28 protein-coding genes and 1 pseudogene are annotated in these 23,204 nt (G+C 70.6%); 11 read left to right on the top strand and 18 right to left on the bottom strand.

The window, feature by feature from the left end:
* Positions 1–21 precede the first annotated feature (21 nt).
* From nagB to QFZ50_RS15240, 9 genes and pseudogenes are all read right to left on the bottom strand, one after another.
* A pseudogene (nagB, locus tag QFZ50_RS15200) lies at positions 22–799 on the bottom strand (glucosamine-6-phosphate deaminase).
* A gap of 123 nt (positions 800–922) precedes the next feature.
* Positions 923–1,573 carry a hypothetical protein gene (locus QFZ50_RS15205; protein ID WP_307085571.1) on the bottom strand — a complete coding sequence of 217 codons (651 nt, stop codon included), beginning with the start codon at positions 1,571–1,573 and terminating at the stop codon, positions 923–925.
* 89 nt (positions 1,574–1,662) lie between these two features.
* Positions 1,663–2,010, bottom strand: a complete 348-nt coding sequence (locus tag QFZ50_RS15210; protein WP_307085572.1) for an iron chaperone — start codon at positions 2,008–2,010, stop codon at positions 1,663–1,665.
* A 25-nt stretch (positions 2,011–2,035) separates the two neighbouring features.
* Entirely contained in the window at positions 2,036–2,434 is a 399-nt protein-coding gene (locus tag QFZ50_RS15215; RefSeq protein WP_307085573.1) for a DUF2834 domain-containing protein, read from the bottom strand.
* Positions 2,431–3,432 (bottom strand): hypothetical protein, encoded by a 1,002-nt coding sequence (locus QFZ50_RS15220; RefSeq protein ID WP_307085575.1) that lies wholly within the window; start codon positions 3,430–3,432, stop codon positions 2,431–2,433. The genes QFZ50_RS15215 and QFZ50_RS15220 overlap by 4 nt, the downstream gene beginning before the upstream one ends.
* Positions 3,433–3,441: 9 nt before the next feature.
* Complete coding sequence (locus tag QFZ50_RS15225) at positions 3,442–4,080, bottom strand: MerR family transcriptional regulator (RefSeq protein WP_307085577.1); 639 nt, start codon at positions 4,078–4,080, stop codon at positions 3,442–3,444.
* 93 nt (positions 4,081–4,173) lie between these two features.
* Complete coding sequence (locus QFZ50_RS15230; protein WP_307085579.1) at positions 4,174–5,061, bottom strand: DUF4031 domain-containing protein; 888 nt, start codon at positions 5,059–5,061, stop codon at positions 4,174–4,176.
* A gap of 10 nt (positions 5,062–5,071) precedes the next feature.
* Positions 5,072–5,392, bottom strand: coding sequence for a DUF4287 domain-containing protein (locus QFZ50_RS15235; protein WP_307085581.1), 321 nt, complete (start codon positions 5,390–5,392; stop codon positions 5,072–5,074).
* 14 nt (positions 5,393–5,406) lie between these two features.
* The gene (locus tag QFZ50_RS15240) at positions 5,407–5,958 is read right to left on the bottom strand and encodes a dihydrofolate reductase family protein (protein ID WP_307085583.1); all 552 of its coding nucleotides are present in this window, start codon (positions 5,956–5,958) and stop codon (positions 5,407–5,409) included.
* A gap of 124 nt (positions 5,959–6,082) precedes the next feature.
* On the opposite strand from QFZ50_RS15240, the gene QFZ50_RS15245 reads away from it, so the two are divergent.
* Positions 6,083–7,105, top strand: coding sequence for a sigma-70 family RNA polymerase sigma factor (locus tag QFZ50_RS15245; protein WP_307085585.1), 1,023 nt, complete (start codon positions 6,083–6,085; stop codon positions 7,103–7,105).
* Positions 7,106–7,110: 5 nt separating this feature from the next.
* Here the strand turns inward: QFZ50_RS15245 and QFZ50_RS15250 are convergent, their stop codons facing one another.
* From QFZ50_RS15250 to QFZ50_RS15265, 4 genes are all read right to left on the bottom strand, one after another.
* Entirely contained in the window at positions 7,111–7,497 is a 387-nt protein-coding gene (locus QFZ50_RS15250; RefSeq protein ID WP_307085586.1) for a phage holin family protein, read from the bottom strand.
* 30 nt (positions 7,498–7,527) lie between these two features.
* A complete protein-coding gene (locus QFZ50_RS15255) occupies positions 7,528–8,643 on the bottom strand; it encodes an AI-2E family transporter (protein WP_307085588.1) in 1,116 nt (371 codons plus the stop codon).
* Between the two features lie 121 nt (positions 8,644–8,764).
* Positions 8,765–11,383: a LuxR C-terminal-related transcriptional regulator gene (locus QFZ50_RS15260; protein ID WP_307086842.1), complete on the bottom strand. Its 2,619-nt coding sequence runs from the start codon at positions 11,381–11,383 to the stop codon at positions 8,765–8,767.
* Between the two features lie 148 nt (positions 11,384–11,531).
* Positions 11,532–12,020, bottom strand: coding sequence for a DUF1269 domain-containing protein (locus tag QFZ50_RS15265; RefSeq protein ID WP_307085590.1), 489 nt, complete (start codon positions 12,018–12,020; stop codon positions 11,532–11,534).
* Between the two features lie 266 nt (positions 12,021–12,286).
* Between QFZ50_RS15265 and QFZ50_RS15270 the strand changes: the two genes are divergently transcribed.
* The 5 genes from QFZ50_RS15270 to QFZ50_RS15290 all read left to right on the top strand — a co-directional run bounded on the left by QFZ50_RS15270 (position 12,287) and on the right by QFZ50_RS15290 (position 13,769).
* Positions 12,287–12,715, top strand: a complete 429-nt coding sequence (locus QFZ50_RS15270; RefSeq protein WP_307085592.1) for a DUF6325 family protein — start codon at positions 12,287–12,289, stop codon at positions 12,713–12,715.
* Between the two features lie 24 nt (positions 12,716–12,739).
* The gene (locus tag QFZ50_RS15275; protein WP_307085594.1) at positions 12,740–12,982 is read left to right on the top strand and encodes a hypothetical protein; all 243 of its coding nucleotides are present in this window, start codon (positions 12,740–12,742) and stop codon (positions 12,980–12,982) included.
* A gap of 131 nt (positions 12,983–13,113) precedes the next feature.
* The gene (locus QFZ50_RS15280) at positions 13,114–13,446 is read left to right on the top strand and encodes a histone-like nucleoid-structuring protein Lsr2 (protein ID WP_307085596.1); all 333 of its coding nucleotides are present in this window, start codon (positions 13,114–13,116) and stop codon (positions 13,444–13,446) included.
* Between the two features lie 16 nt (positions 13,447–13,462).
* Positions 13,463–13,600, top strand: coding sequence for an NIPSNAP family protein (locus tag QFZ50_RS15285; RefSeq protein WP_307085598.1), 138 nt, complete (start codon positions 13,463–13,465; stop codon positions 13,598–13,600).
* Entirely contained in the window at positions 13,560–13,769 is a 210-nt protein-coding gene (locus QFZ50_RS15290; protein ID WP_307085600.1) for an NIPSNAP family protein, read from the top strand. Before QFZ50_RS15285 ends, QFZ50_RS15290 begins: the two co-directional genes overlap by 41 nt.
* A gap of 50 nt (positions 13,770–13,819) precedes the next feature.
* Here the strand turns inward: QFZ50_RS15290 and QFZ50_RS15295 are convergent, their stop codons facing one another.
* The gene (locus QFZ50_RS15295) at positions 13,820–14,152 is read right to left on the bottom strand and encodes a hypothetical protein (protein WP_307085602.1); all 333 of its coding nucleotides are present in this window, start codon (positions 14,150–14,152) and stop codon (positions 13,820–13,822) included.
* A gap of 299 nt (positions 14,153–14,451) precedes the next feature.
* Between QFZ50_RS15295 and QFZ50_RS15300 the strand changes: the two genes are divergently transcribed.
* The 3 genes from QFZ50_RS15300 to QFZ50_RS15310 all read left to right on the top strand — a co-directional run bounded on the left by QFZ50_RS15300 (position 14,452) and on the right by QFZ50_RS15310 (position 17,315).
* Positions 14,452–15,546 (top strand): WD40/YVTN/BNR-like repeat-containing protein, encoded by a 1,095-nt coding sequence (locus tag QFZ50_RS15300; RefSeq protein WP_307085605.1) that lies wholly within the window; start codon positions 14,452–14,454, stop codon positions 15,544–15,546.
* Positions 15,547–15,558: 12 nt separating this feature from the next.
* Positions 15,559–15,855, top strand: coding sequence for a MoaD/ThiS family protein (locus QFZ50_RS15305; protein WP_307085607.1), 297 nt, complete (start codon positions 15,559–15,561; stop codon positions 15,853–15,855).
* 173 nt (positions 15,856–16,028) lie between these two features.
* Positions 16,029–17,315, top strand: coding sequence for an ammonium transporter (locus QFZ50_RS15310; protein WP_307085608.1), 1,287 nt, complete (start codon positions 16,029–16,031; stop codon positions 17,313–17,315).
* A gap of 82 nt (positions 17,316–17,397) precedes the next feature.
* On the opposite strand, the gene QFZ50_RS15315 is transcribed toward QFZ50_RS15310, so the two are convergent.
* Positions 17,398–17,772: a GNAT family N-acetyltransferase gene (locus QFZ50_RS15315; protein WP_307085610.1), complete on the bottom strand. Its 375-nt coding sequence runs from the start codon at positions 17,770–17,772 to the stop codon at positions 17,398–17,400.
* Positions 17,773–17,969: 197 nt separating this feature from the next.
* Between QFZ50_RS15315 and QFZ50_RS15320 the strand changes: the two genes are divergently transcribed.
* Both QFZ50_RS15320 and QFZ50_RS15325 read left to right on the top strand, forming a co-directional pair.
* Positions 17,970–19,340, top strand: coding sequence for an MFS transporter (locus QFZ50_RS15320; protein WP_307085611.1), 1,371 nt, complete (start codon positions 17,970–17,972; stop codon positions 19,338–19,340).
* A gap of 53 nt (positions 19,341–19,393) precedes the next feature.
* On the top strand, positions 19,394–19,555 hold the full coding sequence (locus QFZ50_RS15325) for a hypothetical protein (protein WP_307085613.1): 162 nt from the start codon (positions 19,394–19,396) through the stop codon (positions 19,553–19,555).
* Between the two features lie 117 nt (positions 19,556–19,672).
* Here QFZ50_RS15325 and QFZ50_RS15330 read toward each other — a convergent pair whose 3' ends face one another.
* The 3 genes from QFZ50_RS15330 to QFZ50_RS15340 form a co-directional block, all read right to left on the bottom strand.
* Positions 19,673–20,542 carry an NAD(P)H-binding protein gene (locus QFZ50_RS15330; protein WP_307085615.1) on the bottom strand — a complete coding sequence of 290 codons (870 nt, stop codon included), beginning with the start codon at positions 20,540–20,542 and terminating at the stop codon, positions 19,673–19,675.
* A gap of 94 nt (positions 20,543–20,636) precedes the next feature.
* Positions 20,637–22,208, bottom strand: a complete 1,572-nt coding sequence (locus tag QFZ50_RS15335) for a carboxyltransferase domain-containing protein (protein ID WP_444875961.1) — start codon at positions 22,206–22,208, stop codon at positions 20,637–20,639.
* 121 nt (positions 22,209–22,329) lie between these two features.
* Positions 22,330–23,085 carry a LamB/YcsF family protein gene (locus QFZ50_RS15340; protein WP_307085618.1) on the bottom strand — a complete coding sequence of 252 codons (756 nt, stop codon included), beginning with the start codon at positions 23,083–23,085 and terminating at the stop codon, positions 22,330–22,332.
* Positions 23,086–23,204: the final 119 nt, after the last annotated feature.

Raw genomic sequence — 23,204 nt, forward strand, 5'->3', positions numbered from 1 at the left:
TTCGAACGAGGACGTGTGCCGTTACTGCAGCTCGTCGTCCAGTGCCTGGGCCTCGCGGTAGTACTCGAGCATGGTCAGGTGGGCCGCGGCCCCGGGATCGAGCACCACAACGGCCCTGGGGTGCAGCTGCAGCACCGAAGCGGGGCAGAAGGCACTGACCGGTCCCTCCACCATGGCCTGAACGGCGGCCGCCTTGGTCTCGCCGAGCGCCACGAGGACGCCCTGCCCGGACTCGCAGATGGTGCCGAGGCCCTGCGTGAGGCACAGTTTGGGCACCTCCTCGTCGTCACCCTGGAAGAAGCGGGCGTTCGCCGCGCGCGTGGTCCCGGAGAGGGTCTTGACGCGGGTCCTGGACCGAAGGGACGACGTCGGTTCGTTGAATCCGATGTGGCCGTTGGCACCCAGCCCGAGGAGTTGGACGTCGATGCCTCCGGCTTCCCTGATGGAGGCGTCGTACCGGGACGCCTCCGCGACGAGGTCAGCGGCGTCGCCCTTCGGCGTATGCAGCCGGGTCGGCGGGAGATCCACGTGGTCCACGAATTCACGGCGGATGGTGGAGTGGTAGGACTGCGGGTGGCCGGCGGGAAGGCCCCGCGTACTCATCGAGGGTGAAGGCGGTGACCTCCCCGAACCCGAGACCCTCCTCCCGGTGCCGCCGGATCAGCTCGGTGTAGGTGGACGCCGGCGAGCCGCCGGTGGCGAGGCCGAGGACGGTCGGGCCCAGCCGGATGCGGGCCTCGATGAGGTCGGCGGCACGCTGTCCCACCTGCTCTTCGGAGTCACACAGGATGATCTGCACGGCGTTCCCTTCGTCGTTCCCTCGTCATTCCCTCGGCGTTCCCTCGGCGTTCCCTCGGCGTTCCCTCGCCACGATCGTCCAGGTTCCGGTGAGCCGCGGCCGGCCTTCCGCCTGCCGTCCCGATCAGCCGGAGGGCTGCAGGGCGGACAGCACGACGACGACGTCGGTGCCGTAGACGGCGTCCAGCTGTGCCTGGAAGGTGCCGTCGTCGTACACGACGGTGACCACGACGAAACCCCTCTCCGTCTCGGCCGTCAGGATGTGGCCCGGGAGGTGGAGATGGACCTCCTGCCGGATGCGCTCGAGCTCGAGCGGGTCCGTGGCCCCGTGCCTGCCGGCCAGCGGGTCGTCGAAGGGCATCGCGTCGTAGAGCGAGAGGGGAATGGGCATGCCCGTCCTCGTGAAGGCTTGGCCGTCCCAGGTGCCGGTCACCGCGTAGGCGCCCCAGGTGACTCCGAAGGCCTCCTCGAACCCGCCGGCCAGCTGCCAGTCCCAGTCGATGATCGGCGGGCCGCTGCACTGCGGTGGATAGGATTCCATGACGCCGCCCAGGCAGAACTCGGGCTGGTCGGCCCCGTCCTGCCGCACGGTGCCCTGGCCGATCACCTCACCGTCCGCGGCCGGAGCGGCGGCTGTGCCGTCGGCCTGCACCGCCGCGGGGGCGGCTGCTCGGGGCGCATCGCCGCCCGGACCTCCGGGAGACCCCGGGGTGGCGCACGCGGTGAGGAGGATCGCCGCGAGCGCGGCGAGACCGGGACGGGCTGACCATGCCATGCACCCATGATCGGACTCTCCTCCAGCCGTGGCCACCGATCGGTGGGATTGACCACCGAACCGAGATGGCCGGGCACCCTTCCTGGCCGCTACGGTCCGGTGATCTCGAGGCTGCGGAGGCGGACGATCTCGCGGACGACGTCGTCGGGCAGCGGCCGTGCCGCCGTGAAACGGATGGTGCCCCTGGATCGGGCGAAACCGTCGAGGGCCGGTGCGACGGCGTCGATCACGGCGGGCGAGAACGGGTACAGGGCGAGGTGCCTGGCGGTGGCGGCGACGCCGAGCAACGGCTTCCCCCCGAGGAGGAGCGCCGGCAGGCCGTAGCTCACCCCGTCCTGCGCATCGGGCCGTACTTCCCCGGCACAGGCGATGACGCGCTGCAGGCACGCCCGGTCCGCAGCCGGCAGTGCGGCGAGTGAGTCGTCGACCGATCCCATGGCTTCTCCTCTCCCCGGCGTCGGGTCACGCCGCCTGCCCCATCGGGCTCTGCCCGGTGGTCCGCTCGTGGGGCGCCCCCTGGGCGAGCTGGAGTTCACGCAGCATCAGGAACAACGGCAGCGCGAACGCGAGGGCGATCACGAAGGTGAGCGGGATGAACAGCAGCCACCGCAGGCGCCAGCCGAGCCGCCGTCCCTCGACGCCGTAGAAGATGCACGCCACGAGCGCCGTCACGATGACGTCCACGGCAGCGGAGGAACTGGCCGGGTTGGCGAACCAGGCCTCGACGTAGGTGCCGTCGGTGCCCGAGTACGTCAGGTTGAAGTACCAGGTCCCGAGCAACCCGGCGACCGACAGCACCGCGTAGGCGGCGACGACGGCGATGGAGCGGGCCGGCAGCGGCTGACGGGTGCGCGGCTTCATGACGCACCACCGGCGACCGGCCGGGCGGCGGGCCCGAAGGAGGCTGCGCTCCGGTCGAGGCTCCGGCCCCGCATCATGATCACCGCGATGGCGAGGGCGGCCAGGAGCACCAGGGCCGTCGACCCCAGCATGATGCCGGCGCTCGGGTGGATGACGGACTGCCCGGCGAGGGCCTGCAGCGTGAGGACCCCCAGGATGCCGGTGTAGAGCACCGCGAGCACCCGGAGGATCCGCCGCCGCACCAGGGGCTCCCGCAGGACGGCCACGCGCCGCGTTGCCGCCTCGAGGAGGATGGCAGCGATCGGCAGCAGCTGCAGCGCGTGCATGCCGACGAAGTGCGGCACGCGGAGATCCCCGGCCTCGGTGCTCCACCCGAGGAGGAACAGACCCGCGCCGCCATCCCCCGCCCCGACCGTGTGCGCGCCGGAGATACCCTGCCAGTCGTCCAGCTGTGCGGCCGTGGGGCTCGTCATCAGGAACCCGAGCGCCATGCCGACGAGACCGATGACCACGCCGGCCCGGATGGCGCTGGAGCGTGCGGGGTCGGCGCCCCGCACCCGGAACAGGAGGATGCCGATGACCAGCGAGGCGAGCCACACGACGACGATCGAGATCGCCATGATGCCCCACATGGCCTGGTGGAGCGGTGAGGTGACATTGAAATGGCTGGTGGTGCCGGCGAGGACGGCGCCCACGATGATGATCATCTCCGCGACGAGGGCCGCGACGGCCACGACCCCCGACCACCAGGCGAGCCGCGGTGCAGAGCGCACCTGGCCGATCAGCCAGGACAGCGTCAGGGCGTACAGGAGGATCGAGATCGAGAATTTCAGCGGCTTGGCCCATGCGGGCATACCGACGATCTCGCGGGGGTCGGCGACGAGGCCGACCACGCTCACGAGTCCGGTGACGGCCATCAGCGCGGCCAGGATCAGGAGCGGTTTGTGCCAGGTGACGCCGGCCAGGGGTGGTCGACGCACGGTCGGGGTGTGGGACATCGGTTCTCCTCAGGATGTCGGCGCGGGCGGGGAGCCTGTGCCGTCTTGCGCATACCGGGTGTACGAGACGTGCTCCTGGGCTGCGCGGCGCAGCCCGGCGAACACCGCGTCCCCGAGCACCGTGCCGACGACGACCGTCTCGGCTTTCGCGCTCCGCCCCTCCTGGGCGTCCACCAGGTCGAGATCGGCCTCCGCGACGGCGAGCGCCGCGTCGGCATACCGCCGGTACCAGTCGTCCGTGGCCTTCAGCCCGGATTCCCGGAAGGCGGTGAGTGCGGCGGCGGCGTCATAGCGTCCGCAGCCGTCGGGGTGGACATGCCAGTCTTCGATGAGCGCGTCGATGCGTCCGAGATCCTCGTCGTGGATCGATGCGCGGTCGACCACCCGGGTGGCGGCCCGCTGGGCGATGCCGAAGGTCTCGATCAGCGGCAGATCGGAGTCGATGGCGTCGAGGACCTCGCCGGCCGCCGCAAGGCTCAGCCGACCGAGCTTGACGAGCACCTGGATCAGCTTCAGGCGCCGGAGGTGGGACAGCCCGTACTGGGCCTGATTGGGGCTGGTCCGTGCCCCCGGGGAGAGGAGCCCTTCCCGGAGGTAGAGCTTGATCGTTGCGACTGGGATCGAGCTTGCTTCACTGAGTTGTGCCATCCGCATATGGATATGTTAGATATCGGATACCGTTGATGTCCATAGTAGGAGCGGACTCGTTCCGGTACGACGTTGGTCGGACGTAGGCCGCGCTCAGTGCGCGGTCGAGCCCAGGCCCGCCAGCTCCGCAGCTATATTCGTCCGCGCGCGGTCCGCCCAGCGGGTGCGTCCCTCGGCCGTCCTGAACAGCGGCTCGAGGGTGAGGAGCTGCTGCAGCACCGCGCTCCGCCCCCTGCTGAATGCCTCATCCGGAATATGGGCGTATTCCTCCCGCACGGCCCGGCTGTAGCGGAGATAGTCATCCTCGGCCGCACCCAGCACGGAGAGGTCGGCGTCGCACAGGAGTTCGCCGGCCCGGTCACCGGGTGCCGGGTCATGCGCCGCCGTCAGCAGGACCAGCCGCTCCACCTCCCGTGCCAGCGGCCCGTCCGCTCCGAGCCGCTCGACGGCGAGGGCGGCGGAGGCCCGTTCGTCCTCCCCTGCCACGCCCGCGTGGACGGCGTCGTGGAACCAGGCGGCGATAAGCACAGCCCGGCGCAGCGGGAGGTCGGCCGGTTGCAGCAGCAGGTCGAGGGCCTCGAGCAGCGCCAGCAGGTGGAAGGGCGTGTGGTACTTCCGGTGCGGCTCGGCCCAGCGGTCGAGCAGTTCCTCACCCAGGGCCGGGTCCTCGGGCAGGAGGGCGGCCCAGCGTGACGACAGCGCGGCGCGGAGCTTCGAAGCACGACGGCGCGCTGGGACGCGGAGGCCGCTGCCGATGAGCGCCCTCACGAGGTCGGCTCCGCTCACTTCCTGCGCTCCGCGCTCCACAAGCTCGCGGTAGCGCCGGGCGGGCACGTCGTAGTGGTCCTCGTCGAAGGCACGGCGGGGGATCCCTGCGGCCTCCGCGAACCGATGGAGTTCCTCGAGCGACTGCGTCGAGACCAGGTGGGAGAACAGGGTGCCGTGCGCGGGCCACGCTGGTGGATCGATGAGGACGGCCATGCCCAGCAGTCTAGGCGTGGCGTCCCCTCAGGGGGGCCGCCGGTCCGGGCCTGGTCGCCTTGCCGTCGATCCAGAGCTCGGCCGAGGCGTCCCTGTGGGTCCCGCCGCTTCCCACGTGCTTGTCGCTGATGGCGGTCCCGTTCCTGATGACGTGCACCAGTGCCATGGCATGGCCACGGCCGAGGCCGTAGTCCTCCTTCAGCCAGGTGACGATCTCCCCCGCCTTCGTGGTGGGGCTGTCGAGGCCGCGCTCCCGAGCCTGGTCGACGAGCCGGCGCGGGGTGAGCCCTGTCTTCTCCTCGACGGCGTCGAGGTATGCCTGAAACGACATGCTTTTGGTCCTTCCTAGTCCGTGCGGAGGCCGTAGGTGGCCAGGACGTTGCCCCTGCTGGTGCGGGTGAGGTCCTGCAGCTCCAGTTTCGTCACGGGATCCGAGGGCTCGAAGAGGTGGCGGCCGGCACCCGCGACCACCGGGTGGACCATGAGCATGAGGGAGTCCAGTAGCCCGGCGAACAGCAGCTGCCGCACCAGGGAGATGCTCGCGCAGATGGCGATGTCGCCGCCGTCGGTCTGCTTGAGCGTCCGCACGAAGTCCTCGAGGGGTGCGTCCATGAGGGTGGCGTTCGTCCAGCCCAGCTCACCCTCGAGCGTGCGGGAGGCGACGTACTTGCGCACCGGATTGATGAAACGCCCGAAAGGGTCGCCGGCGTCCGCTGCCGGCCAGTACTCCGCCCATTCCTCGTACCCGTGCCGCCCGAGGAGCACGGTGTCCACCCTGTCGATCATCTCGCCCATCCCGGCGCCCAGTTCGGCGTCGAAACTGTCGAACTGCCACAGGTGGGGGGACTCGACCACTCCGTCGACGGAGGAGAAGAGGCCTGCTGTAAGTCTGCGCATGAAAGCTCCCGATGATGGTGGTGTCCCCAGTAGACGACACCGAAGGCCCCGAATCATCGACGCCGCGAAAATTTTCGGGCAATCCTCTCCCCGCGCCGGCACGGCCGTCGCTACGCTCGGATGCATGCAGCCCGCCACCACCACCCCGGGAAGACCGCCGGGCACCGAGGACACAGCACCGTTCGAGCAGCTCCTGGAGGCATCCCGGCGTGAGTTGACGGGCTACTGCTACCGGATGCTCGGCGCTGCGGCCGAGGCCGAGGACGCCGTGCAGGAGACCATGATCAAGGCCTGGTCGAAGCGGGAGTCCTTCGCCGGCCAGTCCTCCCTCCGTACCTGGCTGTTCCGGATAGCCCACAACGTCTGCGTGGACATGCTCCGCAGCCCCCAGCGCCGCGCACGGCCGATGGATCTCGGCCCGTCCACACGGACCGCCGATGCCATGCTGGGCGCACCGCTCACCGAGAACGTCTTCGTGCAGCCCATCCCCGATGCCCGCGTGGTCGACCTGTCCAGTGATCCCGCCGTCGTCGCGGAGGCCCGCGACACCATCCGCCTGGCCTTCGTGGCCGCGCTGCAGCACCTGCCGCCGCTCCAGCGCAGCGCCCTCATCCTGTGCGAGGTGCTCCGGTGGTCCGCCGCCGAGGTCGCAGCGCTGCTCGAGGTGACCACGGCGTCGATCAACAGCGCCCTGCAGCGGGCCCGCAAGACGATGGCCGGCTACGAGCCCGCGGCGCCCATGCCTCTCGAGGATCCGGCGCACAAGGCCCTGCTGGCGCGGTATTGCGAAGCCTTCGAGTCGTACGACATGGATGTCCTCGTGTCCCTGCTGCGGGATGACGTGGTGCTCTCCATGCCGCCCTTCGACCTGTGGCTCAGCGGGCCCGACGACGTCATCGCCTGGTTCGTCGGCAAGGGGAGCGTGTGCGAGAACGGGCGCCTCATCCCGTTCCACGTCAACGGTGCCGGCGGGTTCGCCAACTACCACTTCGTGGAGACGGGGCTCTGGGAGCCGTGGGCCATCCAGGTCATCGAGACGGACGGTGAGCGCATCACGGGCCACCACAATTTCCTGTACCCGGAGATGTTCGAGGCGTTCGGGCTTCCCCCGGTCATCGACGAGCGGGAGACGGCGGCCGCGGACTAGCCGTACTACCGGGTACCGGCAGCACGGTGTGGACGGCTCGGCAGGACCAGCCGGGTACCGATGGCGTTGAGGACCGAGATGACGAGCGCGGCCAGGACGGTCGTGAACAGGCCTCCCAGATGCAGCCAACCGCTCAGGAGGGACGACAGCCAGAGCAGCACCGCGTTCACCACGAGGGAGAAGAGCCCGAGCGTGAGCACGGTGATGGGTAGCGCCAGCAGCCGGAGGACCGGTCCCACCAGCGCGTTCACGAGCCCGACGACGGCGGCGGTGACGATGAGCCCCCACAGCCCGCCCGACACCTGGATGCCCGGGACGAGCAGCGCGGTGATGGCCAGGACCACGATGAGCACGAGCCACTGGAGGATCAGGGCACGAAGCAACCGGATCACGGGTCGCCTCCTTTCCGGTAGGCCGGGGGCCTATTGCACCTGGCGGAGCGGGACGATGAGCTGGTTCACCAGCAGCAGGCAGGCAGCGGCCACCGGGATCGCGACCAGGGCGCCGGGCAGTCCCAGGAGGGAGCCGCCCGCCGTGGCTGCGATGAGCACCCACGGACCGGGCACCTGGACCGCCTTGCTCATCACCCGCGGTGTGAGGACATACGCCTCGAGCTGCATGTAGATCAGCATGGCGACGAGCACGACGATACCCGCCACCAGCGAGTCGAGCAGCGCCGCGAGGGTCATGACGATGGTGGTGAGGATGGTCCCGATGAGCGGGATCAGGGTGACGAAGAACGCGGCGACGGAGATGAGCGCGGCGAACGGGACGCCCGTGACCGTGAGGAGCACGAAGCTGAACACGGCGTTGAGCAGGGCCAGGACCACCATGCCGCTGAGGTACTTCCCCACCGAGTCCGCGATCCTCTCCGTCAGCATGATGGTCGTCCGACGACGCGACGCGGGAACGAGCGCATAGAAGCCCCGCTTGATCCGGGGCAGCCCGGCGAGGAAGTACAGCGTGAGGATGGCGATGAGGATCACCGACGAGAAGAACCCCGCGATCCCCGCGCCGACATTGACCACCCCGCCCGCGATGCCCGTCAGGACGTCGGGCCGGGTGAGGGCCTCCCCCGCGGTGCGCAGGACGTCCGAGACCGCGCCGCCCGTCAGGGCGTCGACGCCCTGGAACCATTCCTCGTCGGCCAGCCCGCGCACGGTGTCGGGCAGGGCCTGCAGGAACGCGGTCGCCTGCGCCACGACGAAGGGGACCATGAGGGACAGCACCCCGGCGACGAGGACGGCGACGGCGACGCCGATGACTCCCACGGCGCGGAGACGGGGCAGTCCGGCGCGGCGCAGTGCCCTGACGAGTGGATTGAGGCCGAGTGCGAGGAACAGGGCGGCGAACACCGAGAACACCACGCCCCGCAGTGACACGATGATGGACGCCAGCACCAGCGCGGTGAGGATGCCGAGCGTGACCCGCAGTCCGATGCCGAACAGCGTGGGGCGCCGGGCTGCAGGATGCAGTTGCGGCGCGATCGGCGGCGGTGCCTCGTCGAGGCGACCGCGCGGAATGCCGTCGAGAGCCACCGGGCCGCCTTCCTCCCACCGATACCGCCGATGCTACTGACGCCCTGCCGTGTTCGGGCACCGGCGCGGGCCGTTCACCCGCAACGGGTGAGCCGGCCCGGGCCCGGCGGGTCGGACCTGGTCAGCGGACGATCGTCGGGCGCAGGGCGTGCGTGGGAGTGGCGGCAGGCGCTCCCACGCCGAGCCGTGCCGCCGCGGCGATCGCCTCCCGACGGGTGCGGACGCCCAGCTTCCGGTAGATCCCCCGGATATGGGTCTTCACGGTGTTCGTCGAGATCTGGAGGTCGTGGGCGAGCTCCTCCACGGTGGCGAACGTCGGCAGCAGGGCCAGCAGCTCCTCCTCCCGAGGGGTGAGCGGTGGCCCGATGATCGACTCCGGCGGCGCGGCGTGCCGGCCGATCAGGTCGATCTCGCGCCCGTAACGGGGGAAGTGGTGCCGGTCCGTCTCGAGGGTCTGCCGCACCGTATCGCCCGCGTAGGTGAAACCGCGCACCGTCCGGTGCCGGGCGGCGATCGCCAGGGCATGCTCGAATGCCTCCCGGGCCTTGAACGGGCGCTCCTCCAGGAGTTCCACGCGGCCGAGCATGGCCCACGCCGCGACGAGTCCCACCCGGCTCTGGCTGGTGACGAACTCCGAGGTGACGCTCGTCAGGAGCTGGCGGGCACGGGCGAGCTGGCCGGACACCACGAATTCCCACGCCGAGATGGTGTGGAGCTCCCCGCTGATGCCCTGGGTCCGGCGCAGGTCCACCTTGAGCCGTGTGAGGTGATCGGACCAGCGGAGGGCCAGCATCATCTCGGCCGCCTGCAGCGAGCACAGCGCGACGTCGGCAGGGAAGGCACCCTGTGTCAGGTCGAACCGCACCCTGTCGAGCAGTTCCTCGGCGACATCCTCCCGTCGGCGGGACGTCGGGAAGGAGAGGATCAGGGCCAGTTTCGCCGACGAGTGGGCGACGATCGGTGCGACGGTCACGGCTTTGAACACGAAGGCGTTGTGGAGGCCGGCGGCATCGTCGTCGAGGACGTGGAACGCGGCCCACGCCGCGATCAGGTGCGCGGGTCGGAGCCGAGGGCTGTACCGGAGGCCGTGGTCCTCGCCGCGCCGGATCGCCGCGTCCGCCTGTGCTGCCGCCTCCGGGAAGTCCTCGCTGATCGTGGCCAGTGAGGCACTCGCCATGCCGGCGTCGATCACGGCACCAGGGTTGGCCCGGGTGCCTGCTGCCTTGAGGGTCTTGCGGGCCAGTGCCCGGGCCTCGGGAACTCTTGCTGCCGCGATGAGCGCCGCCACGTGGGTGTTCATCACGAACAGCCGGACGTCGGGGGGCACGTCCTCGAGATCCAGCCGGCGCAGCAGGGCGACCGCCTCGGCCGCCCGGCCCTCCGGGAGCAGCAGCAGCGCTTCCAGCCCGACGTTCAGGGTGTCGAACGGGGGCGCCAGCCGGCAGTCCGTGCCACCGGATCCTTCCCGCCAGACCGCGGTCCGCGCGGCCTTCCCGGGGTCGCCCTCGGCGAGTGCCACCAGGCACTCGAGCAGCGCGACTTCCGCGGACGGGGTCGGACCGATGTCCTTCAGCGCGGCAGCCAGTGCCCGCAACTCGTTCTGCCAGAGCAGGTGCAGCCCGGAGTCCGTCACGATGCGCCGCAGGAGGTCTTCGTCGTGCGCCCTGCCCGCATGGCGCAGCGCGAGCACATGGTGGCCCTGCCTCAGGCGGTGCGGGGCCATCCGTGCGTGGATCACTTCGGGGTCCACGGTGCCGCTGCCGGGGCCGGACCCGGCGAACCACCGGCCGAGCAGACGGTGCAACCGGAACCGGTCGGGTGGTCCGGGCCCCCTGACCGCCACCACCATCCCCGTCTCGAGGGCGGTCCGCGCCACGAGCAGCGCCCCGTCCGTCCGGTCGAGGGCCACTTCGAGGTCGGACGCGGTGAAGGGATCCACCAGGGCCATGACCGCGAGCGTCTCGCGGATCTCCGGCGGGTAGGCCCTGAACAGCGGTCCGCACAGCTTCTCGAGGAGCTGCTCCCTGCTGTGGGGGTCGCCGCGGGTGAGGGCGTCGGGCGTGGCGGCACGGTGCACCTGGGCGACGGCGGCCGCCCAGCCCTCCGTGGTGTCGAGCAGCAGCTCCGCGTCGGTGCGGGCCGGGGCGAAGAGCTTCCTGATCTCGCGTCGGCGCATCACCAGGTCCTCCTGCGCCAGCCGACCGACCGCCCCGTCGAGGTCCAGCTTGTACAGGGAGCGGAGGTCGGGGATCCTGCGTCCGCACAGCACGACCGTCACCGAGGCCGGGGTCCGCTCGATGAAGTAGTCCAGTTCGGTGAGCAGCCCTTGATGCCCCAGATGCTCGCAGTTGTCGAGCACGAGGACCACCTCGTTCCCGTGCTCCGCCCAGCGGTCGATCAGGGCATCGATCATCGCCGTCCGTGCGGGCACATCGTCGTCGGCCCCCTGCCGCCCCGTCTCCTCCCCCGCCAGGGCGGCGTCGAGCAGGTGCCAGAAGCGCCCCGGACGGTCATCGGACGGATCGAGCGTCACCCAGGCCACGTCGTCGCCCGCCTCGCCGCACAGGCGGGCCCACTCGGCGGCCAGGACCGTCTTGCCGAAGCCCGCGGCGGCCGTGACGAGGAGGATCCTGCCGCCCTCGCCCCGCAGGGCATCGAGGAGGTCGGTCAACCGCGGTCGGGGGACCTCGCGTTCGTCGCGCGGGGGGACGCGGGTCTTGCGTCGCACCACGCCGGTCATGTCCACGCACCCCTCCCCGCGGTCTCGAGCCGCCCCCGGCCCACGTGATCCCGGAATGCATCAAGTGTGATCCCGCCGTGGAGGGTTGGCCAAGGGATCAGGCCCAGTATGACGCCGGGATGGTCACGGGAGCAGACACCACGGGACCTCACTCGGGCGCGAAGGCAGCGCGCAGCGCGTTCTCGTCCTCGCGGCTCAGATTGGTCTCGAGCAGTTCGGCCTGCACGCCCCGGAACGCCTCCGCGACGCGGTCCGGCACGGCGTCCGAGCTCAGCAGGAACAGCGCGGAGGTGCCGGGGGTGACCTTCTCGCGGATCCGTTTGATGAACGAGTCGTCGATCCCGACATCGGCCAGGGAGCCGCTGAGGGCACCCACCGCCGCTCCGATCGCAACGCCCAGCAGCGGGACGAAGAAGAGGATCCCGAACAGGAAGCCCCAGAAGGATCCGCCGAGCGCCCCGGCGCCGGTGAGGTTGTGGAGTTGCCGTGTCTTCGGCTTCTTGGCGTCCTGGGCCCAGGACACGACGGCGGCGTCGCGCACCCGGATGAGTTCCTTGCTCTGCAGGTCGAGCAGCACCTGCTCGGCTCCGCTCGCGCCGTCGGCGTCGTTGAATTTCCACACGGACAGTGTTGCCATCGTTCTGCCTTCCCACGGGGATGCCGGAGCCTTTCCGGCCCGAGACCAACTTGCCTCCTTCCCGTCCGGGGAGTATCACCCGTACAGGGTGAGACCCGGGCGACGCCCTCCTGGCGTCGCCCGGCAGCGTGCGGGACCGGCCGGTGCCCACCCCGCGTACACCGGTCGCAACGACGGCCCGGACCACCCGGTGCGGGTGAGGATCAGGCCGATCCCGTGAGCCGATCATGGGTAGGACACGGCACAGCGCGGAAGGTAGGGGCAGCATGAGGGTCGGGCCTGTCGATGTCTTCGTCTATACGTTCCCGGGTGCCGATGTGGCACCGGCCGTCCTCGACTCCTTCGGCGACGCGGTGCGCGTCGGTGCCGTGGCGCTGATCGACGTGGTGGTGCTCAGCCGGGCCCCGGACGGGGTGCTCTCCGTGGCCGACCTCGACTCGGGCCTGCGGGACGCATGGAAGGACCTCGTGGTCGACGGTGAGGCCATGACCCTGCTGAGCGAGGCGGATATCGCGCTCGCGTCAGGGCATGTCGGTGCCGGCGAAGTGGCGCTCATGGCCGCCGTCGAGTACCGCTGGGCCGAGCGGGTCGCGGAGCAGGTGCGCCACAGCGGAGGGACCACCGCACTCCACGCCCGGGTTCCCCACGACGCCGTGGTCAGGGCCTTCCTCGCGGACGGCGCCGCGGCCACCTGAGACGATTCCCGACCGGAGGCATCGATGCCCGCCAGACGCCGTCATCGCCCGGGACTGCTCGCCCCGGCACCCGCCACCGCACGCGCGTGGTCCCTGGCCATCCCGGACTCCAGGGCGCCGTCTCCGCTGCGGGCGGGCCACGCCGGCGACAGGGCGGAACCCGTGGCCCCCCTCGTCGAGAGCCTCGCACGGCTCACCGGACTCCGGGAACAGGGGCTCCTCACGGACGCCGAATTCGCTGCGGCAACGGCACGCCTCCTGCAGTGAGGCCCGCGCATTCGTGCGCTGGAACACATTCATCCTCCACCGGTACGGCTTTATGTCGAAATGCCGAGGAATACGCGATAAGGTCGGAATCTGGGGCTCATGAATTCGTCCGGACAATGCAGGAGAATGAGATGTCACAGCGGGTACAGGTCCATCTGGTCGACGACCTCAATGGCGAAGAAGCACAGGAAACGGTTCGATTCGGCCTCGACGGCACGAACTACGAAATAGATCTCACCGAGCAGAATGCCCAGTCCCTGCGCACCACCCTCTCCGGGTACGTCGACAAGGGACGCAAGGCGGGTTCCGGCAAGCAATCGTCCGCCGCCCCCAAGGCGTCGTCACGCTCGAAGCGCGAGGAGACCCAGCAGATCCGCCGGTGGGCCCAGGACAACGGCTACAACCCGAGCTCCCGAGGCCGGATCACGCAATCGATCATCGACGCCTACAACGAGAGCCGCTGACCGGATAGACGAGCCTATGATCACCGTCCACCTCCGTTACGAGATCGACCCCGAGAAGCTCGCCGACTTCGAGGAATACGGCCGGCGCTGGATCGGTCTCGTCGGGAGACTGGGTGGCAATCACCACGGGTATTTCCTCCCCAGCGAGGGGTGACAGCGATATCGCCTACGCGCTCTTCACCTTTCCCTCACTCGCTGATTATGAGCGGTACCGTCAGGAGGCGGCAACGGACCCCGAGTGCATCGACGCCTATCATCTGGCCCGCGACAGCAAATGCATCCGCCGGTACGAGCGCCGTTTCCTGACACCCATGTTCGGGTAGGTCCGGGCGGCACCTGGCGCTCTTCCGTGCCTCCGCCCGCTCTTCGGCGCCTAGCTGGGCCGAGAACACCTCGCCCACGCCACGGCGTCGGACACGCTGGTGAAGTACCGGCTCTCCGTCAGGGCCTGCTCGAGGAACCCGGTGATGACCTGGTCCACCGGGCCGGTCCCCACCAGAGCGACGCGCGAGGTCAGGGACCCCTCGAGGAGGAGGGAGCGTGCGTGCGCGGTGATCCCGACCAGCCCCTGCAGGTGGGCGACGAGCGGCACCAGGTAGCCGTCGGACAATTCGCGGATCGCCTCGTAGGAGCCGAGGACGTCGGCCGGGGTCAGCCGTGAGCCCGGCACCCACCAGAGGACGAGCAGCCCTCCCCGGTCCTCCATGCAGTGCTTTCCCGCACAGTGCCGGCGTGTGCCGGGCAGGTGCGGCGGGCCGGGACAGAGCCGCGACGGCGCGGCCCGCCCAAGGACGATCTCACTCACTCGATGCCTCCAGGGACGAACGGATCTTCGCTCCCAGCGACCGAATAGATTCACTGTGGCACGGCCGGAACACCTGCCCGGCGATTACGGACAGAAGCGGGTAGTCGAGCCTGTACAAATCGAGTGGTCGGTGACATCATCCCGAGTGATCCGCACCACACCGCCGGTCCGGAACCGGTTCGACGCCAACGGGGGCCACCATGCAGACACCAGGGACGACCGTCCTCGCCATCGGCACGAAGAAAGGCCTCTGGCTCGCCTCGAGTCCCGACCGGGAGACCTGGACGCTCTCCGAACCGAAATTCCTGATGGAGGAGATCCCGAGCGTCGGCATCGACACGCGCGGCGGGCGCACCCGCCTCTTCGCCGGCCGCATGTCATGGCACTTCGGGCCCTGCATCGCCCATTCGGACGATCTCGGCGAGACCTGGACCGAGCCGCAGGAGGGCAGCCTCCGCTTCGGGGCGGACGAGGGTGTCTCCCTCGAACGCATCTGGCAGATCCAGCCCGACGCAGAGCACCGTCCCGGCGTCGTCTGGGCCGGATGCCAGCCCATCTCGGTGTGGAAGTCCACCGATCACGGCGAGACCTTCGAGCTCAACCGCGGCCTCTGGGACCACCCCCACCGCAGCGAATGGGGTGCCGGTTTCGGCGGAGCGGCCGCCCACACGGTGCTGCCCAGTCCTGCGGACGAGACCCTCCACGTGGCGATGAGCACCGGCGGCGTGTACCGCTCCGACGACGGTGGGACGTCCTGGCAGCCCCGGAACAAGGGCATCAGCGCCTACTTCATGCCCGACCCGAACCCGGAGTTCGGGCAGTGCGTGCACAAGGTTGCCCGCGACGCCGTGGACCCCGACCGCCTGTTCGCCCAGAACCACCACGGCGTGTACACGAGCACGGACCGCGGGGATTCGTGGCAGTCCATCGCCGAGGGCCTGCCGGCGGACTTCGGCTTCGTGATGCTCGCCCACCCCCACCGCAGCGGCACCGCGTGGGTCATCCCCCTGAAGGCCGACGGCGAGCGCATCCCGCCCGACGGCCACCTGCAGGTGCACCGGACGGACGACGGCGGTGCCACCTGGGAGGCCTGCGACGCCGGCCTGCCGCAGGCGGAGTACAACGCGGTCCTGCGCGACGCCGCGTGCGTCGATACGGCGGAGACACCAGGGGTCTACTTCGGCACGCGCGGCGGGACCGTCTATGCGAGCGCGGACGAGGGCCGCACCTTCCGGGAGGTGGCGAGGAACCTGCCGGACGTGCTCTCGGTCCGCGCCGCCGTCGTGCCGGCCTGATCGGCTCGTGCCATGGCTGCGACGACCCTGGTGACCGTCCTGATCCCGACCCTCCTGCGCCCCTACGTCGACGGGCGCAGCGAGGTCAGCATGAACCTGCCCGGTCCCGGCGACGTCTCGTCGCTGCTGGACAGCCTCGGCGAGGGACGCCCGCTGCTCGAGCAGCGGATCCGCGAGGAGACCGGAGCGCTGAGGCGCTACGTGAACATCTACGTGGACGGTGAGGACGTGCGCCGACTGGATGGGCTCGGCACGGCCGTCCCTGCAGGCGCGACCGTCATGATCATCCAGTCGGTCGCCGGAGGCTAGTGCTGGTACACCGCGTAACCCAGAGTTAACCGCTTCCGCCGGGTGCCGAAACGTGGCGCTGCCTACCATGACTCAGCGCGGCGTGCCATCCCCGGTCCAGCACCGCACCAGGTGCCGTCCCGGGCTCAGTCCCGTCCGGTACGCGCAAGCGCCATCACGGAAAAGGACTTCCCATGGACTCTGGAAACGTCGCCTGGATTCTCGCCAGTTCCGCGCTCGTCTGTCTGATGATCCCGGCTCTGGCCCTGTTCTACGGAGGAATGGTCGGCTCCCGCCGCATCCTCAACATGATGATGATGTGCTTCGGCGGGGCGAGCCTCGTCGCGGTGCTGTGGGCCCTGTTCGGCTACTCGATGGCCTTCGGCGACTCGGTCGGCGGGCTCGGGCTGATCGGGGATGTCGCCGAGTACGCCGGCATGGGCCAGCTGCTCGCCGAGGACCCGGCCGCATCGATCCCGCCGATCCTCTTCGCCGCCTTCCAGCTCTTCTTCGCCTGCGTCACGACGGCGCTCGTGGCCGGCGCCGCGGCAGGCCGCATGAAGTTCGGGGCCTGGATGATCTTCGCGGGCGTCTGGGCCACGTTGGTCTACTTCCCGATCGCCCACTGGGTCTTCGCCTTCAGCTCGGAGGACGGCTCCGTGGTCGGCGGCTGGATCGCCAACAACCTCGGTGCGATCGACTTCGCCGGCGGCCTGGCGGTGCACATGAATGCGGGCATTGCCGCCCTCGCCCTCTCGCTCGTGCTCGGCCGCAGCCACGGCTGGCCCACGGTGGACCACGCCAAGCCGCACAGCCGTCCACTCGTGCTCGTGGGAGCCGGCCTGCTGTGGGTCGGCTGGTTCGGTTTCAATGCCGGGTCGGCTCTCTCCGCAGGGCAGTCGGCCTCCGTGGTGTTCCTCAACACCGCCGTCGCAGCATCGGCCGGGCTGCTCGCCTGGGCCCTGGTGGAGCGGATCCGTAACGGCGCCGCCACGAGCATGGGGGCCGCCTCCGGCCTCGTCTCCGCCCTCGTCGCCATCACGCCCGCCTGTGGCGCCGTGAGCCCCGTAGGAGCCCTGGCCATCGGTGCGATCGCGGGAGCCGTGTGCTCGCTCGCGATCGAACTGAAGTTCCGCCTGGGGTTCGACGATTCGCTCGACGTCGTCGGCGTGCACCTGATCGGCGGTGTCCTCGGGACGCTGCTCATCGGTCTCTTCGCGACACCGGACGCACCGAACGGGGTGGCCGGCGCATTCTACGGTGGCGGGTTGGAGCTGCTCGGCATCCAGGCGCTCGCAACCGTCGCCGTGCTCGCCTACTCCTTCGTGGTCACGTGGCTGATCGCCCAGGTCATCCAGCGCACCATCGGCCTCCGGATCGAGCAGGAGGACGAGCTGCGGGGCATCGACATCTCCGCCCACTCCGAGTTCGCCTACCTGACCGACGAGGATCCCGTGGACCTCGGAGCGCCCCGGAAGTAGCTCCCGGACCGCAGCAGAATGCCCGGGGTCCCTGGACCCCGGGCATTCTGCTGTGTGACGCGGATCGGAGTGCGGTACGACCCTAGAGCCGCAGGGCGTTCAACCGCTCGAGGGCGTCGCCCGGGCCCACCGCTGTGATGCCGTGCGCCCGCGCCCAGGACGCCAGTTCCTCCGTGATGGCCTGCGAGACGCCCGACCAGCGGGCGTACGGCAGCACGTAGATGGAGTCGACGTCCGCACGGGCCGTGTCGAGGAGCCGCAGGCCGCCGCAGCCCACGGGCTGCCCTGTGGCCAGCTCATAGGCGATGAGGAAGACCGCGATGCCGGTGCCGTCGTCCACCGCTGCCGGAAGGAGTGCGGGCGACCGGCCGCGGTCGTTCTCCGCACGGAGTGCTTCCCGCAGTCCCACGGCCACCGGGTTGGTCCAGGGCACGTACCTGACCCTCAACGTCTGCATGGCGGCCCCTGTGGAAGTGGTGTCCACCCCAACGCTACGAAGCGGTGGTTTCGGCAGCATTTCAGGCCGCGAAACTCCGCGTGCACCCCTTCCCCGGAGGCAGCGCCCGGATCACCCGCACTCTGGCTTCCCCGACGGAAGCGGCTTACCCTGACCGTCATGCCCCTGCGATCCCCCCTGGCGACGGCGGTCGCCCGGTGAGCGCCGTCGGCGCGCCCGCCCGGCGCCGACGGCCGATCCACCCCGCCTGGATCGTGGCGGCCGTGGCCTTCCTGACCCTCGTGGGAGCAGCGGGTTTCCGCGCCGCCCCGTCCGTCCTGATGGTGCCGCTCGAGGAGGAGTTCGGCTGGTCACGCGGCGTCCTGTCCCTCGCCGTCAGCATCAATCTCGTCCTCTTCGGGCTCACGGCGCCGTTCGCCGCCGCGCTCATGGAGCGGTTCGGCATCCGCCGGGTGACCTCGCTCGCACTCCTGGTCATCGGTGCCGGCAGTGCCCTCACGGTCCTCGTGCGCGACCCGTGGCAGATCCTGCTCACCTGGGGTGTGTTGATCGGGCTGGGGACGGGCAGCATCGCCCTCGTGTTCGCGGCGACTGTCGCCTCCACCTGGTTCGTCCGGCGCCGCGGCCTCGTGGTCGGCATCCTGACCGCGGGCAGCGCCGCGGGCCAGCTCGTCTTCCTGCCGGTGATGGCCGCCCTGGTCGAGTCCGCGAACTGGCGCGTCGCGTCCCTGGTCGTCGCGGCCGGCGCGTTCGCGGTCATCCCTCTCGTGCTCGTGTGGCTCCACGATGCACCGGCCGACGTCGGCGCCCGCCCCTACGGCGAACAACCGGGCGTCCCAGCGTCCGCGCCCGCTCCGGTCGCACCGGTCGCACCGGTCGCACCGACCAACGCCGCCGTTCGGGCGCTGCGAGCGCTCCGCGCCGCATCGCACCACCGCACGTTCTGGGCGCTGGCCGCCGGCTTCGCGATCTGCGGGGCAACGACCAACGGGCTGATCGGCACCCACTTCATCCCCTCGGCCCACGACCACGGCATGGCGACGACGACGGCGGCAGGACTGCTCGCCGTCGTCGGGGTCTTCGACATCGTCGGGACCATCGCCTCCGGCTGGCTCACCGACCGGTTCGACCCCAAGGTGCTCCTCGCCGCCTACTACCTGTTCCGCGGGGTCAGCCTGTTCGTGCTGCCCGCCCTGCTCGCGGCGACCGTCCAGCCCCCGATGGTCATCTTCATCGTCATCTACGGGCTCGACTGGGTGGCCACGGTGCCGCCCACCGTCGCGCTCTGCCGCTCCGCCTTCGGCGCCGACGGTGCGCTCGTCTTCGGGTGGGTCTTCGCCGCACACCAGTTCGGCGCGGCCGCCGCGGCCGTGGGCGCCGGCCTCATCCGGGACGCCACCGGCGAGTACACGATCGCCTGGTTCGGAGCAGCGGCCCTGTGCGCCGTGGCCGCACTTCTCACCTTCCTGGTGCGGCGGGACGCCGAGCGTGATCCCGTGGCGGAGGCGCAGGTCAACGGAGTCCTCCCGACACCGGCAGGGGAGGCGCCGGCAACGCGGGCATCCTAGACTGGCCGTGGGGCGGGCAGGCGCCTCCGATACCGGCACCGAGGGGACCATCAGTGACCTCCCGCACGTCCGTCGCGGATGACGAGCTCCTCGCCCTCGAGGAGCGGGAGCGGCGCGCCCTACGTTTCCTCGACGCCTTTCCGTCGAGCCAGGCCCGGGATGAGTACAGGCGGGCGGCCCTGGAGGTGCTGGTCCACCGGCTCGGGCACCAGTAGCCTGCCCGCTGAATGCACTGGTCGGGGACGTCGATCGATCGCAGCGGATGCCCTCCCTGTTCCCGGATCGATGCGCGACCCCTCCGCGGCCGCCATCGATCCGGTCGAGCGGTGGCGTCAGAGGCCGGGGATGAGCTCCTCGCGGATCCAGCTCCGCAGCGTGGAGGGTGTGGTGGTGACGATCGAACGGGCCTGCTCGGGCACGAAACCATCCCGCACCACGGTGGACATCCCCAGCACCGCATCCGCCATGGTAGGTGGCATACCGACCTGGATGTACTGCGTGCGCATCTGCTCGACGGGAATCCGCTCGACGCGCACGTCCCGCTCGAGTTCGTCCGTGAGGATCCCTGCGACCTGGACCCACGTCAGGTCCTCCGGGCCATGAACGGCCTGGACGCGGCGCCCGCCCCACTTGCGATTCAGCAGGATGAGCGCAGCCACCTCGGCGATATCCCGCGGGGCGACCCAGCTCATCCGAGCATCGAGAGGCTGGACGGTTTGCAGCTGTCCGGACTTCACCGACTCTGCCTCGTACAGCAGGTTGGTGAAGAAGTAGCCGCACCGCAAGTGCGTGACATCCACGCCGCAGGCGTCGAGGGCGACTTCTGTTGCGGCGAGGCCGTCGATCTCCCCCGCGCCGTGACGCTTCTCCGCTCCGATGCTGCTCTGGAAGACGACCCTCCCGATCCGGTTCGTCTCGACTGCGGCCACGATGGCCTCCGTCGCGCGACCGTAGTCCTCCAGCGGGTCGGCCGACTCGGCGGGCGGGTCGACCCAGTAGATGGCATCGACGCCGACGGTTGCGGAGATGACCTGGCTCGGCTCTCGCGAGTCCGCCTCGACCGACTCGACGTGTTCACCCAGGTCCCTTGGGACGTCTCCGAGGTGGCGGGTGAGCACCACCGGCCTGACCCCGGCCCGGATCAGCATGCGTACCAGGTGGCGGCCCACGTTGCCCTGCGGTGTGGTGACGGCGATTCGCATGCGGTTCCTTCCCTCGCGTCGTCCCACCACGCTATGGGGAGATGCGGTCAGTTCGTGGCCGCATCCTGAGCGGGCATGGATCGATCGAGTCGGGTCAGATCCGGAACCGCACCACGGACCCCGGGGCGAGTTGCGCTGCCCGGTCCAGATCCGCGGCGGCCACGACGGCGAGCACCGGATACCCGCCCGTGACCGGATGATCGGCGAGGAACAGCACCGGCAGGCCCGACGGTGGGATCTGCAGGGCGCCACGCACCGTGCCTTCGCTCGGTAATTCTCCCTCCCGGGTCCGCTCGAGGGCGGGACCGTCAAGCCGCAACCCGATCCTGTTCGACTGGGCCGTGACTGTCCAGGAGGTCCCGCACAGGCGGGCGAGCCCGTCGTCGAACCAGTCGTCCCGCGGACCGGGAACCACGCGCAGCACCTCCGGCATGCCGGCACGCCGCGGCTCCTCGGGGTTCCCGACCACCGAGCCCGCCGCCGGCCGACCCACGGCCACGCGCGTCCCGGGCGTGAGGGCGGGCGGCCCGAGCCCGGACATCGAATCGGTGGACCGGCTGCCCAGCACCTCGTCGGCCTCGAACCCGCCCCGCACCGCCGTGTAGGTCCGCAGGCCCGCCACCGGCAGCGACTGCCGCAGCACCTCGCCCGCACGCAGCAGGAACGGGGCACACAGTGCGGGTTCGCGCTCTCCGCCGTCGGGCCGGGAGATGGCCAGGTGGACGTCGGCTCCGGTCACGGCCAGCACCTGGTCCTCCTCCGCCTCCAGCACCAGCCCGCCGTTGAGGCTCTCGATCACGGCGCTTCCGGCGCCGTTGCCGACCAGCCTGTTGGCCTGCCGGAGGGCGGCGCGGTCGAGCGCGCCCGCCCCGGCGACGCCGAGGGCCATGAGCCCGGGTCTGCCCAGGTCCTGGAGCGTGCTGGAGAGTCCCGGGTGCACGACGGTCAGCCCCACGCGGGCCGGTGTCGCGTCCGCCCGGGGGGACGACGGGTCGGGTGGCACCACCGGGGCCGGGAGCACCCGGGAGCGGACCTCGACGAGTTCCCGCACCGCCGTGAACAGGACCCTGTTGCCGGGGCTGATCAGTGCGGGCTGAGCGCGGTGGATGTCCCACAGCGCCGCGTCCGTCCGCCCGATCAGCTGCCATCCTCCGGGCGACCGCCGTGGATAGACCGCCGAGAACTCGCCCGCCAGTGCCACGGACCCGGCGGGGACCACCGTGCGGGGGGAATCCCGTCGGGGCACCCCGAGGCGCGGATCGCCGCCGGTCAGGTAGGCGAAGCCCGGCGCGAAACCTCCGAAGGCGGCGACCCAGGGTGTGGCCGTATGGGCCGCGATCACGGCGTCCTCGCTCAATCCGGTCCGGGCAGCGACGTCGGTCAGGTCATCACCGTCGTAGTGCACCTCGATGGTGATGAGCGTGTCGTCCTGCCCGGCGGACCGAGACAGATCGAGCGTCCGGAGCCGGTTCGCGAGGGCCTCGACGTGACGGGCGTCCTCGAGCGTGACGAGGACGGTCCTGGCCGCGGGCACCACGTCCACCTGCCCGTCGACCGGGTGCTCCCGCAGCTGGGCCTGCAGGCTGAGCACCTCCGGCAGACCGGGCAGTTCCACGAGGAGCGCATGATCACCGACCGGCCGCAGCGTGATCCCCGGACCGCCCATGCCACCGTCGCCCGCTGTGCCGCTGCCCGGACCGCCCATGCCACCGTTGCCGGCGCTGCCCGGACCGCCCATGCCACCGTTGCCGGCGCTGCCGTCCCGGTCGCCGCCGGAGCCGGCGGAGCTAGGCGAAGGCACCGACGTCCACGCCCGCGGAGACCAGTGCACGGCGCACGGCGGCGGCCATCGCGACGGCACCCGGCGTGTCCCCGTGGACGCAGATGCTCTCGGCGGCGATCCGGATGCGGGACCCGTCGATGGCCACGACCTCGCCGTCCGTCGCGATCCGCAGGACGTGCTCGACGACGTCGGGCTCCGCGTGCAGCACGGCACCGGGATCACGCCGGGACACCAGGGCGCCGTCGGGCAGGTAGGCGCGGTCCGCGAAGGCCTCCACCACGGTCCGCAACCCCGCGGCACGCGCCTCGGCCTCGATGACCGTGCCGGGAAGCACCAGGAGCGGCAGGGCGTCGTCGACCTCGCGGACCGCCCGGACCACCGCGCGGGCCTGCCGCTCGTGGACCGCGATCGTGTTGTACAGCGCACCATGGGGTTTCACGTACCGGACGGAGGTGCCTGCGGCGCGTGCCAGGGCCTGCAGCGCACCGATCTGATAGACGACGTCGTCGGTCAGTTCGACCGGGTCGACGTCGATGAACCGCCGGCCGAAGCCCGCGAGGTCCCGGTATCCGGGGTGTGCACCCACTGTGACGCCGGCGGCAGCGGCGGCGGCGCAGGTGGCACGGATGCCGGTCGGGTCTCCCGCGTGGAACCCGCAGGCCACGTTGGCACTGGAGACCGATGCGATGATGCCCGCGTCATCGCCGAACGTCCAGTTGCCGAAGGATTCTCCTACGTCGCTGTTCAGGTCGATCGCCACCCGGTCTCCATCCTGTTGCCTCCAGCATGTCCAAGGGAGGTGTGTTGTTCAACAGGGCGAGGACACCGGCAACCGGCGGACCGTTCGAGGCGCGGCACCCGTTCCCCCGTTGCCGTGGG

This window comes from Arthrobacter agilis, assembly GCF_030816075.1.
Lineage (GTDB): Bacteria > Actinomycetota > Actinomycetes > Actinomycetales > Micrococcaceae > Arthrobacter_D > Arthrobacter_D agilis_E.

What these genes read in the sequence shown, in the direction of transcription:
- QFZ50_RS15205 (WP_307085571.1), bottom strand. Translation starts at nt 1,573, where the DNA reads ATGGCATGGTCAGCCCGTCCCGGTCTCGCCGCGCTCGCGGCGATCCTC.
- QFZ50_RS15210 (WP_307085572.1), bottom strand. Translation starts at nt 2,010, where the DNA reads ATGGGATCGGTCGACGACTCACTCGCCGCACTGCCGGCTGCGGACCGG.
- QFZ50_RS15215 (WP_307085573.1), bottom strand. Translation starts at nt 2,434, where the DNA reads ATGAAGCCGCGCACCCGTCAGCCGCTGCCGGCCCGCTCCATCGCCGTC.
- QFZ50_RS15220 (WP_307085575.1), bottom strand. Translation starts at nt 3,432, where the DNA reads ATGTCCCACACCCCGACCGTGCGTCGACCACCCCTGGCCGGCGTCACC.
- QFZ50_RS15225 (WP_307085577.1), bottom strand. Translation starts at nt 4,080, where the DNA reads ATGGCACAACTCAGTGAAGCAAGCTCGATCCCAGTCGCAACGATCAAG.
- QFZ50_RS15230 (WP_307085579.1), bottom strand. Translation starts at nt 5,061, where the DNA reads ATGGCCGTCCTCATCGATCCACCAGCGTGGCCCGCGCACGGCACCCTG.
- QFZ50_RS15235 (WP_307085581.1), bottom strand. Translation starts at nt 5,392, where the DNA reads ATGTCGTTTCAGGCATACCTCGACGCCGTCGAGGAGAAGACAGGGCTC.
- QFZ50_RS15240 (WP_307085583.1), bottom strand. Translation starts at nt 5,958, where the DNA reads ATGCGCAGACTTACAGCAGGCCTCTTCTCCTCCGTCGACGGAGTGGTC.
- QFZ50_RS15245 (WP_307085585.1), top strand. Translation starts at nt 6,083, where the DNA reads ATGCAGCCCGCCACCACCACCCCGGGAAGACCGCCGGGCACCGAGGAC.
- QFZ50_RS15260 (WP_307086842.1), bottom strand. Translation starts at nt 11,383, where the DNA reads ATGACCGGCGTGGTGCGACGCAAGACCCGCGTCCCCCCGCGCGACGAA.
- QFZ50_RS15265 (WP_307085590.1), bottom strand. Translation starts at nt 12,020, where the DNA reads ATGGCAACACTGTCCGTGTGGAAATTCAACGACGCCGACGGCGCGAGC.
- QFZ50_RS15270 (WP_307085592.1), top strand. Translation starts at nt 12,287, where the DNA reads ATGAGGGTCGGGCCTGTCGATGTCTTCGTCTATACGTTCCCGGGTGCC.
- QFZ50_RS15275 (WP_307085594.1), top strand. Translation starts at nt 12,740, where the DNA reads ATGCCCGCCAGACGCCGTCATCGCCCGGGACTGCTCGCCCCGGCACCC.
- QFZ50_RS15280 (WP_307085596.1), top strand. Translation starts at nt 13,114, where the DNA reads ATGTCACAGCGGGTACAGGTCCATCTGGTCGACGACCTCAATGGCGAA.
- QFZ50_RS15285 (WP_307085598.1), top strand. Translation starts at nt 13,463, where the DNA reads ATGATCACCGTCCACCTCCGTTACGAGATCGACCCCGAGAAGCTCGCC.
- QFZ50_RS15295 (WP_307085602.1), bottom strand. Translation starts at nt 14,152, where the DNA reads ATGGAGGACCGGGGAGGGCTGCTCGTCCTCTGGTGGGTGCCGGGCTCA.
- QFZ50_RS15300 (WP_307085605.1), top strand. Translation starts at nt 14,452, where the DNA reads ATGCAGACACCAGGGACGACCGTCCTCGCCATCGGCACGAAGAAAGGC.
- QFZ50_RS15305 (WP_307085607.1), top strand. Translation starts at nt 15,559, where the DNA reads ATGGCTGCGACGACCCTGGTGACCGTCCTGATCCCGACCCTCCTGCGC.
- QFZ50_RS15310 (WP_307085608.1), top strand. Translation starts at nt 16,029, where the DNA reads ATGGACTCTGGAAACGTCGCCTGGATTCTCGCCAGTTCCGCGCTCGTC.
- QFZ50_RS15315 (WP_307085610.1), bottom strand. Translation starts at nt 17,772, where the DNA reads ATGCAGACGTTGAGGGTCAGGTACGTGCCCTGGACCAACCCGGTGGCC.
- QFZ50_RS15330 (WP_307085615.1), bottom strand. Translation starts at nt 20,542, where the DNA reads ATGCGAATCGCCGTCACCACACCGCAGGGCAACGTGGGCCGCCACCTG.
- QFZ50_RS15335 (WP_444875961.1), bottom strand. Translation starts at nt 22,208, where the DNA reads ATGGGCGGTCCGGGGATCACGCTGCGGCCGGTCGGTGATCATGCGCTC.